At 60.3% G+C, this 8,878-nt stretch carries 9 protein-coding genes, 1 tRNA gene and 1 riboswitch; of the genes, 1 reads left to right on the top strand and 9 read right to left on the bottom strand.

Annotated features, from left to right (window positions below):
* Positions 1 to 323 precede the first annotated feature (323 nt).
* The 4 genes from ACWIZX_RS10540 to ACWIZX_RS10525 are packed head-to-tail and all read right to left on the bottom strand — an operon-like array spanning position 324 to position 2,957.
* A complete protein-coding gene (locus ACWIZX_RS10540) occupies positions 324 to 1,061 on the bottom strand; it encodes an ABC transporter permease (protein WP_448335736.1) in 738 nt (245 codons plus the stop codon).
* On the bottom strand, positions 1,051 to 1,989 hold the full coding sequence (locus ACWIZX_RS10535) for an ABC transporter ATP-binding protein (protein WP_448335735.1): 939 nt from the start codon (positions 1,987 to 1,989) through the stop codon (positions 1,051 to 1,053). Before ACWIZX_RS10535 ends, ACWIZX_RS10540 begins: the two co-directional genes overlap by 11 nt.
* A gap of 3 nt (positions 1,990 to 1,992) precedes the next feature.
* Complete coding sequence (locus tag ACWIZX_RS10530) at positions 1,993 to 2,319, bottom strand: winged helix-turn-helix domain-containing protein (protein WP_322792152.1); 327 nt, start codon at positions 2,317 to 2,319, stop codon at positions 1,993 to 1,995.
* A complete protein-coding gene (locus tag ACWIZX_RS10525) occupies positions 2,316 to 2,957 on the bottom strand; it encodes a hypothetical protein (protein ID WP_448335734.1) in 642 nt (213 codons plus the stop codon). The genes ACWIZX_RS10530 and ACWIZX_RS10525 overlap by 4 nt, the downstream gene beginning before the upstream one ends.
* Positions 2,958 to 3,325: 368 nt before the next feature.
* Between ACWIZX_RS10525 and ACWIZX_RS10520 the strand changes: the two genes are divergently transcribed.
* A tRNA-Gly gene (locus ACWIZX_RS10520) sits at positions 3,326 to 3,398 on the top strand.
* 31 nt (positions 3,399 to 3,429) lie between these two features.
* On the opposite strand, the gene ACWIZX_RS10515 is transcribed toward ACWIZX_RS10520, so the two are convergent.
* From ACWIZX_RS10515 to ACWIZX_RS10495, 5 genes are all read right to left on the bottom strand, one after another.
* Positions 3,430 to 3,921, bottom strand: a complete 492-nt coding sequence (locus ACWIZX_RS10515) for a DUF402 domain-containing protein (protein WP_448335733.1) — start codon at positions 3,919 to 3,921, stop codon at positions 3,430 to 3,432.
* Positions 3,914 to 4,975, bottom strand: a complete 1,062-nt coding sequence (locus ACWIZX_RS10510) for an ABC transporter ATP-binding protein (protein WP_448335732.1) — start codon at positions 4,973 to 4,975, stop codon at positions 3,914 to 3,916. Before ACWIZX_RS10510 ends, ACWIZX_RS10515 begins: the two co-directional genes overlap by 8 nt.
* Positions 4,976 to 5,001: 26 nt before the next feature.
* Positions 5,002 to 6,744, bottom strand: coding sequence for an ABC transporter permease (locus ACWIZX_RS10505; protein WP_448335731.1), 1,743 nt, complete (start codon positions 6,742 to 6,744; stop codon positions 5,002 to 5,004).
* On the bottom strand, positions 6,741 to 7,796 hold the full coding sequence (locus ACWIZX_RS10500) for a thiamine ABC transporter substrate-binding protein (protein ID WP_448335730.1): 1,056 nt from the start codon (positions 7,794 to 7,796) through the stop codon (positions 6,741 to 6,743). The genes ACWIZX_RS10505 and ACWIZX_RS10500 overlap by 4 nt, the downstream gene beginning before the upstream one ends.
* A gap of 81 nt (positions 7,797 to 7,877) precedes the next feature.
* Entirely contained in the window at positions 7,878 to 8,537 is a 660-nt protein-coding gene (locus tag ACWIZX_RS10495; protein ID WP_448335729.1) for a thiamine diphosphokinase, read from the bottom strand.
* Positions 8,538 to 8,579: 42 nt separating this feature from the next.
* Positions 8,580 to 8,685, bottom strand: a riboswitch (TPP riboswitch).
* Positions 8,686 to 8,878: the final 193 nt, after the last annotated feature.

Genomic DNA, 8,878 nt, shown 5'->3' with positions numbered 1-8,878 from the left:
CGAGTGCAGCGACACTCACCAGACCTGATAAATTGCCCCCTCCTTCGCCTCCCCCAATATCGCGAAAGCGAAATTGGGGGAGGTGGGTGGGGGTCACACATCAAATTGCCGCGCTCGCTCAAAAGGACATGCCGTGTGGTTATAATGCAACACCGAAAGCAGCGTCGCTTGCCAGCGCTGATCAGATACCCCTTTCGGGCAGGGGGTTCGTTGCGCTGCTGACTGGGTTTTGCGCTTATTCCGAACCGACTTAAATCAATACGGAGAGGGGCGGTAACCCGCCTCTCTCCGTATAATGAACCGCTTTGTCTACCCCTGCCGATTCAGCTGCCAATCAGTTTTTGGCGCTGAAAACGGTGCAGACAGGCTGCCAACAAAGCGGCATCGGCAATCAGCAAAAGTCCCCCGCCCAATGCCATCACCGTGCTCAGGTTGAGGGTTGCCAGCCGCGCGCTTAGCTGGATTTTGATTTCCTCCGGCAGAAATTGAATGGAAAACATGGGCACAAACCACACCAGCAGCATGACCGCGCTCAGTTTTTGATAAGCCTGCCGGGCAGTTTTGGATGTCAGCGAGATCAGCACACCCAAAGCAGAGATTAACAAAGCGGCCAGCAGACAAAAAACCAGCCCGGCCAGGAAAACGCTGGCGGAGTAAAACCGCCAGCCCTGCTCGGCGAAAGCCAGATTGACGGTGAGAGCCCCCAGCAGCAGACTGGAAAGCATCACCCCCAACGCATACAGCACGGCAGCCGCAATCTTGCCCAACACAATCACTCTGTCCGGCAGGCGGCTGGCAAGCAGGGTTTCCAGCGTGTGTCGTTCGCGTTCACCGGCGATGGCATCGGTAACCATGCCGAGCGCCAGAAAGACCGGCATCCATGTCCAGATCAACACCAGCAGAGGGGTGGTAAGCCACTCGCGGCCGCTCTGCAGGGGCATGAAAATACCCAGCAGCGCAAGGATGATCAACAAACTGAACAGCCCCGAACGCGCACCCCCGCGCGCCAGGAACATTTCTTTCCATTCTTTCCAGACCATGGTATACAAATCAAGCAACATGTTCTTCCTCCAGCAAATTCAAAAAAGCTTCCTCCAGCGAAGGGCTGCTTTTGCGCACTTCTTCAATTTGAGCGCCCTGTTCCAGCAACAGGCGCACCAGCGCCGCGCTGTCCGCCCGTTCGTGGAGGGTAATTTCAAGGTGATCGTTGACCCGCCGGGCTGTCTGAACCTCAGGTTGGCGCTGTAGATTTTGCAGCAACCCATCCCCTAAACCGCGTCCAAATACTTCCAGGCGGGGTTTACTGGCACGCAAACGCAGCGAGTCTGGGCTGCCCTGCGCCAGCAGCTGGCCATTGCGAATCACGGCTACCCCGGCGCACAGTTTTTCTGCTTCGCTCAGGTTGTGGGTGGTGAGGAAGATGGTAATGCCTTCCTGCTCGACCATCTGAAGCAAGTCCTCCCGCAAAGCGGCGGCGGTTGGCACATCCAGGCCGGCGGTAGGTTCATCCAGAAAGACCAGCGCCGGGCGGTGCAACAGCACGCGGGCGATGGCCAGTTTTTGTTTCATCCCGCGGCTCCATTCGCCAACGGCTTCTTTGCGCCTTTCCCACAGTCCCAATCCTTCCAGCAGTTGTTGAATGCGTGCCTTGCGGGCGGCGGCATCCATGCGCCAGATGCGGGCGTAAAATTCGAGGTTATCCTCGGCGCTCAGTCTTTCGTACAGGCCGGCATGCTCCAGCAAAGCGCCGCACCGCTGCCGGACGGCTTCACCCTGCTGGAGCGGATCCATACCCAACACCCGCACCTGTCCGGATGTGGGCGGCAGCAACCCCAGCAGTAAACGAATGGTGGTGGTTTTGCCGGCGCCATTCGGCCCGAGCAGACCAAAAATTTGACCGGCGGGAACCTGCAGGGTGAGATGATCCACGGCGCGCAGGCTGCCAAAGTCGCGGGTCAATTGGTCGGTTTGAATGGCAAAAGTACTCATTTCCTACTCCTCTGATTGAGAACTGATTTGATTAATCCAGCGTTTCATTTGTGTCAGATATTGTTCCAGTGCGGCTCTGCCCTGCGGCGTCAGCGCCACCAGCGTCAGCGGCAGTTTGCCGCGGAAGGTTTTTTCAATTTGAACGTAGCCGCTATTTTCCAGTTTGCTGAGGTGTGCCGAAAGATTGCCTTTGGTCAGCCCGCTTTCGCGCTGCAGATAGAGAAAGTCGGCTTTTTCGACAACGGCCAGCAGGCTGACGATTGCCAGACGGGCCGGCTCGTGCAGCAAGCGGTCAATTTCGCTCCAGGCAGGCAGGTTTTCTTCGCTCATGGCTGATCCTCATGCCCGGCAGGCGGCAGGGGATTATTGCGCAGGTATCGGATCAGCGTCAGCGCACCGCTCACCAGAAAACCAGCCCCCAATCCGCCAAAGAACAGCACCAGATCAAAAGGTTGCGGCAGGGCAAGCCAGCTGCCGAGCAGCCCAATCACCGTCTGCCAGACTGCCAGCAGGTAAAAGCGCACCAACCCAACCTGAATGCCAATCAGTACAATGAGGAGAGCGGTGAACAGGCCGGTTACTGCGGGTAACAGCCGTTCCGCCTGCGCAGCGCCCAGCAGACTGCTCAGCAGCGTGACGGTGACGGCAGTCCCCAGGGCAATCCCGGCGGTGCGGAAACGGCGCGAGGGCCTGGGGCGTGGATAGATGACCAGACCCGTGCGCGGATAGGTGAGGCGCTCTTTGAGGCGTTGTACCCATGCGCGGGCAATCACGGCCCCGCCAATCATCACCAGCGGCAGCACCACTGCTGAAAGAAGTCCCTGCCACTCGGGTGGAGAAAAGCGGGCAATGGCCAGATTCAGCAGCGCCAGCAGCAAGATGACCGACCCGCCGGCCAGCTCGGAAAGTCCGTCTTCATACCAGTAGCGGCGGGTACGTTTTTGCATCGAATCTAACGGTGATTTCATCGTTCCTCTTTTTTATAAACTGGTTTGTATCACAAACTAGTTTATAATATTTCTTGTATTTTGTCAATAATCAGAGAGGGGATTCCCGTCAGCACGGGTGGGTGTTGCTGCGCGCGGAGGGGCATGGCCTGACATTGTGAAAAAAGATTGATTGCCAGGACGCATAGGTTGCTTTTTCCCCTCTTTGCGCCTTCGGGTTGAACGTCGTTGCATTCGCAAGCAGCTAAAGTGAACATCAAAGCCTGTCCTTTTCAGCGCCCGCCGGCTGCTGTTTAACCGTTTTCGACCCGGAGAAAGCCATGATAACCGCAAGCGCAAGGGTTGACGATTTTGGGATTCTTGCTATAATTGGGGTGCGTTCGAAAACTGCGGGCGTGGTTCAGTTGGTAGAACGTCTCCTTGCCAAGGAGAAGGTCGTGGGTTCGAGTCCCATCGCCCGCTCTCTCAATCCCCTTACGAGGGGATTTTTTGTTTAGCGCAGCAAACGGCCGAACTGCTCCTGCAGGCGGAACGGCTGGTGTGCGGTGAACCAGCGGCGCAGGGCATTCACCGCCTGCCGCGCGCGGCGGCGCTCGCCTTCATCCAGGTTGAGGGCGGTAAATTCATCCTCATCCAGCAGCAGGCTGCTGCCATCCGGGTAAACCAGCAAGTCCAGCGCCAGGTCCACATACTCCACCTGTCCGTTCAGCAATTGTGCCGGACGGGTGATGTTGCAGTACCAGCCCTTCAGCGCATCTCCCTCACGGTGGTGAATTTCAAAAATGTTGTACCAGCGGTGGGTGAAATAGGCTTCCACAAAACGATCCCCCTTACAAAGCCAGATGCCGTGAAACAGGCGGTCTTCGCGGTCAAAGTAGGCCTGCAGCAGCACACCCCGCGCGGCGCGCTGCAACACCTCACCGGTGTAGCGCCAGACTTCCCGACCGCTGGTATCCTGCTTGATCACCGCAACGGTTTCAGACATCCCCCACCCCGCTTGCTTCACGCAGGCAGTACAGGGCATCGGCATGAACGGCCAGCCGCCCCTGCCAGCCAACCGCCAGCGGTTGGCGCACATGAAAATACAGGCTGATGCCGCCGCTGTACAGGGTGATGCGGTAATCCTCACCGCGGAAGATGACATCTTTGACCTGCGCAGCAAAGGTGTTGACCCCTTCATCGGCAGCAGCGCCCGCCAGCCCGCCCGGACGCAGCAGCAGGGTGACCGATTCCCCCTTTGGCGGTACACTGCTGCAGGATAGGGGTTGGAAGATGCCCAAATCGGTTTGCACCGTCAGGGGATGCGATTCGATGACGCGCCCGCGCAGCAGATTGGTCAGCCCCAAAAAGCGCGCCACCCAGAGGGATGCCGGGCTTTGCACCACCTCGGCCGGCTGCCCGCTTTGCGCCACCTGTCCATCGTGCAGCAGAATCAGGCGGTCGGCAATCGTAAAGGCCTCTTCCTGATCGTGGGTGACGTAAATGGCCGGTACGCCGCTTTCATGCAGTACCTCCCGCAAAAATTGCCCCAGTTCTTCCCGCAGGGCGCGGTCGAGCGCGCCTAACGGCTCATCCAGCATCAACAGGCGTGGATGGGGTGCCAGCGCGCGCGCCAGCGCCACCCGCTGCTGCTCGCCGCCGGAAAGATCGGTGACCCGCCGGTTGGCAAACTGGTTCAGGTTGACCCGCTGCAGGACTTCCCGCACACGCTGCTCAATTTGTGCGGACGGCAGATTCTGCATGCGCAGCCCAAAAGCGACATTCTGCGCCACGCTGCGGTGCGGAAAAAGGGCATAATCCTGAAACATCAGTCCAAAGCGGCGCTCATGCACCGGAACGCCGCGTAAATCGTTGCCCTGCCACAACACCCGTCCGCTTTCGGCTTCTTCCAGCCCGGCGATGATGCGCAGCAAGGTGCTTTTTCCGCTGCCGGAAGCCCCCAGCAGGCAGACCGTTTCACCGGCGGCTACCTCGAAAGATACCCCGCGTAACAGCGGCTGGCCTTCGTATTGTTTGTGGATATTCTCGACGGTCAGCATTGTCCCTGTTATACCACGAACACCGCTCAGCGGGAGCCTTCCTCCGGCAGGCGCACCCGCTCCAGCACGGCAATGCCCAGCCCGCATACCACCAAAAGCAGGGTGGACATGGCCAGCGCCTGCCCGTAATTCAACCCGCCCGGCTGACTGATGAAGCGGAAAATTGCCACCGGCAGGGTGGGGTATTCGGGGCGGGCGAGAAAACTGGTGGCGCCAAATTCGCCCAGCGAGATGGTAAAGGAAAAAATGGCAGCCACCAGCGCAGCCCGCGCCAGAATGGGCAAATCCACCTCCAGCCAGACGCGCAGCGGCGAAGCCCCCAGCACGGCGGCCGCCTGACGCAAATTGAGCGGGATGGAGTTCAGCACCGGTGTGAGGGTGCGCACCACAAACGGAAACGCCACCAGACTGTGCGCAATGGGGATGAGCAGGGGGAAGGAACGCGCTTCCAGCGGCGGGCGGTTGAAGGTGAGAATGAAGCCCAGCCCCAGCGTGACCGCTGAAGCGCCCAGCGGCAGCATCAGCAGGGGATCGAGCAGGCGGTTGAGCGGAGAGCGGCGGCTGAGCGCGGCGGCCGCCGGCAGCCCCAGCCCGAGCGAGATGCCCACCGTCACCGCGGCGTAAAACAACGAATTGCGCGCCGCCTGAATGGGCGGCACATAAAACAGCGAACCGCGCCGGTTGATGAACAGCTCGCGGTAGTAATCCAGCGTCAGGCCGCTTTCAAATGTGCCGCGCTGACCGCGGGCCGGCTCAAGACGCGCCACCGAGCGGGCGGCCAGGGCTGCCAGCGGCAGCACCAGCAGCGTGAACAGCATCAGCACCACCGCCCCAACCAGCGCTTTCTGACGCAGGCTGTGCGGATGGGCAGCTCCCTCGCCGCGCAGGCGGGGGGTGAGCGGGATGTTCAGCCGCGAGGCAACCCGCGTGTACAGCACCGTCAGCAGCAGGGTGCACAGCAGCTGCACCAGCGAAAGCAGCCCGGCCAGCGGCAGGTTGAGCAGGTGCAGCGCCTGAATGTAGATTTCCACTTCCAGGGTGGCAAAGCGCGCCCCGCCCAGCAGCAGAATCACCCCAAAACTGGTGAAGTCGAACAGAAACACCAGCAAGGCCGCTGCCAGCAGCGCCGGGCGCAGCAAGGGCAGGGTCACTTCACGAAAGGCGCGCCAGGGTGAAGCCCCCAGCACGCGCGCGGCTGCTTCCAAACGCGGGTCGAGCTGCTCCCAGGCGCTGCCCACCACCCGCAGGACGATGGTGGTGTTGTAAAAGACATGCGCCAGTAAAATGGCGGGCAGCGAATTGAGCAGATTCAGCGGCGGGGTGGGCAGGTTGAACCACTCCATCGCCAGCAGGTTGAACCAGCCGCGCGGGCCGATCAGTGCGTTAAAGGCGGCTGCCACCACCACGGTCGGCAGGATGAACGGCAGGGTGGAAAGCAAACGCAGCAGCCGCTTGCCGGTAAATTCAAAGCGTGCAAACACGTATGCGCCCGGCAGGCCGACCAGAACGGTCAGGAGAGTGGACAGCGCCGCCTGATAGAATGTAAAACCCAGCGCGCGCAGCAGGCGTTCACCGGCGGTTGGGCTGAGACCGGTTTGCAGCAACCCCTGACCGGCTACTCCCAAAATCCGGCCGAGCGGCAGGAAGAAGAAAACCAGCAAAAAGACCAGCGGCAGCAGCCACAAAGCCAGCGCCTGCCAGACGGCAGGCGCCGGCGGCTGCCCTTCAGGGGAGCGGCGGGCAGGGGAAGAGGCAGGCAGCAGGCTCACCGTAAGACCGCCTGTGTCCAGGCTTCAATCCATGCTTCGCGCTTTTCGGCGATCAGCGCCGGGTCGAGCGTGGCGGGTTTTGCGGGAATCTGAGCGTAGCGCACAAATTCCTGCGGCAATTGTGCCTTGCGGTTGACGGGGAAGACGAACATCTGCAGGGGCAGGTCTTCCTGAAACCGCACATCCAGCATGAAGTCCACAAACTTCTCGGCCAGCGCCCGCTGTTTCGTCCCTTTCAGGATGCCGACAAACTCGATCTGGCGGAAGCACATCCCATCACCCACCAGCGAGGCGGTCGGCGCATCTTCCAGCGGCTGCTCGGCAAAGATGACCTCGGCGGGCGGGCTGGAACCGTAGGAAACCACCATGGGCTGCGGACCGCGCCCGGAGGAGGCGCTGAAGTTGGTGTAATAAGCCGTTTCCCAGTCGTTGACCACCACCACGCCGTTGTCTTTCAATTGCCGCCAGAAATCCAGATAGCCCTCTTCGCCGAAGGCGGCAATCGTTGCCATCAAAAATGCCAGCCCGGGCGAGGAAGTGGCCGGGTTTTCCACCACCAGCAAGCCTTTATACTCCGGCCTGGTCAGGTCGGCCAGACTTTGCGGCAGGGGCAGGTCCTTTTCGGCAAAGTAGGCTTTGTCGTAGTTGATGCACACATCCCCGTAATCCACCGGCAGGGCGCGGTTCTGCGGGTCGAGTTTGAAGGCATCGTCTATCTCTGCCAGCAGCGGTGAGTTATACGGCTCGAAGATGTCCTCACTCAAGGCGCGGGAGAGGAAGGTATTGTCCACCCCGTAAAAGACATCCGCCAGCGGGGCATTTTTCGTGAGGATGGCCTGATTGAGCGCCGAACCGGTATCACCGGAGGGCAGGAAGGTCAATTTGACGTTGTTCTCCTGTTCAAAGGCGCGAATCACCTCCTCGCTGGCGGCAAAGGAGTCGTGGGTCAATACCCGTAATTCACTCGGGCCGGACGGGGTCGGCTGGGCACAGGCCGAAAGGGTCAAAATCAGCGCGCTGAACAGCCACACAATACGCGTTACTGGTTTCATGGGACACCTCCAAATCAAAGGTAAAACAGAAATCCAAAAATCTTTCCCGAGTCGGAGGAAGGTGCAGCCGTCTGGGGTGAATCACCCCTCTGACGACGGGCGGCGGGTGTGCATGCACAGCAGCTTGCCGGTCAGCAGGCGGATTTCAGCGCGCTCGGCGGTCATCTCGTTGCTGATGCCGCGCGTGCGGTTGGGACACAGCGTTTCATGGTTCAGCGCGTACTTCAATCCGCTGGTGACGATGCCTTTGGTGCATTCGTTCATGGCCAGCAGCGAGACGGTATCCCCCGCGGCGCCTTCCACCACCGCCTGATCGCGGATGATGAAGATTTCTTCCTGCCCGTCATCCAGGCGGACATCCACCCCTTCCAGGCCGGGCATTTCCAGCAGAGCCAGGTTGGCAAGGGTCTGATCGAGCCGCCCGCCGAGGGCTGCCACGATACGCATTTGCCGGTAACCCTGTTGCAGTGCGTACTGGATTGCCAGTTCGAGATCGGTTTCGTCCTTTTCGGCGGGGTGGCGTTCGACCTGCACGCCGGCTTCTTGCAGGGCGGCCGCTTCTTCCGGCGTGAGCGAATCGAGGTCACCGATGAGGCGGTGGGGCTGCAGGCCCAGCCTTTGCAGGTGGCGCAGCCCGCCGTCAGCCGCAATCAGATAATCGTCGGGGCGCAGCCAGCGGCGGACGGCCTCGCCATCCTTCAGCTCGCCGTTGGCAAAAATAACTGCTCGTGTGGTGGTCACAACAAAAAACCTCCTCGCCGGTGAGGAGGGAAGACATCGCAAGCGGTGTATTTTCTCCCTCCGCCGGCATTACCCGGATCAGGTTCAGCGGGTCGAGGGCGGTTTCAGCCCTCCTCTCAGCCCGGTGCGCCGGGCTCCCCGTGTTCAAACATTTATAGTATAGCCTTACGGCAAGGGGTTGTCAAGGAAATGTGCAGCCCAGCCGTGGCTTTTTCAAGGTTAAAAATGGTCAAACCACAGGCTGGCAACGCCAATAAAACAATTTATCTGCTCGCCCCAACCCCCCTATGCCCCCCTTCCCCGCAAGGCTGTCATGTTCGCTCAACGGCGTTTCTGTGCGG

The organism is Bellilinea sp., assembly GCF_053501535.1.
The sequence above is the reverse complement of the archived record's forward strand: the minus strand, read 5'-3'. Positions and strand labels throughout refer to the sequence as shown.

Bases quoted from the DNA above. Each gene is read 5' to 3' on its own strand.
- ACWIZX_RS10530 (WP_322792152.1), bottom strand. From the start codon at position 2,319: ATGAGCGAAGAAAACCTGCCTGCCTGGAGCGAAATTGACCGCTTGCTG.
- ACWIZX_RS10515 (WP_448335733.1), bottom strand. From the start codon at position 3,921: ATGTCTGAAACCGTTGCGGTGATCAAGCAGGATACCAGCGGTCGGGAA.
- ACWIZX_RS10525 (WP_448335734.1), bottom strand. From the start codon at position 2,957: ATGAAATCACCGTTAGATTCGATGCAAAAACGTACCCGCCGCTACTGG.
- ACWIZX_RS10540 (WP_448335736.1), bottom strand. From the start codon at position 1,061: ATGTTGCTTGATTTGTATACCATGGTCTGGAAAGAATGGAAAGAAATG.
- ACWIZX_RS10535 (WP_448335735.1), bottom strand. From the start codon at position 1,989: ATGAGTACTTTTGCCATTCAAACCGACCAATTGACCCGCGACTTTGGC.
- ACWIZX_RS10500 (WP_448335730.1), bottom strand. From the start codon at position 7,796: ATGAAACCAGTAACGCGTATTGTGTGGCTGTTCAGCGCGCTGATTTTG.
- ACWIZX_RS10510 (WP_448335732.1), bottom strand. From the start codon at position 4,975: ATGCTGACCGTCGAGAATATCCACAAACAATACGAAGGCCAGCCGCTG.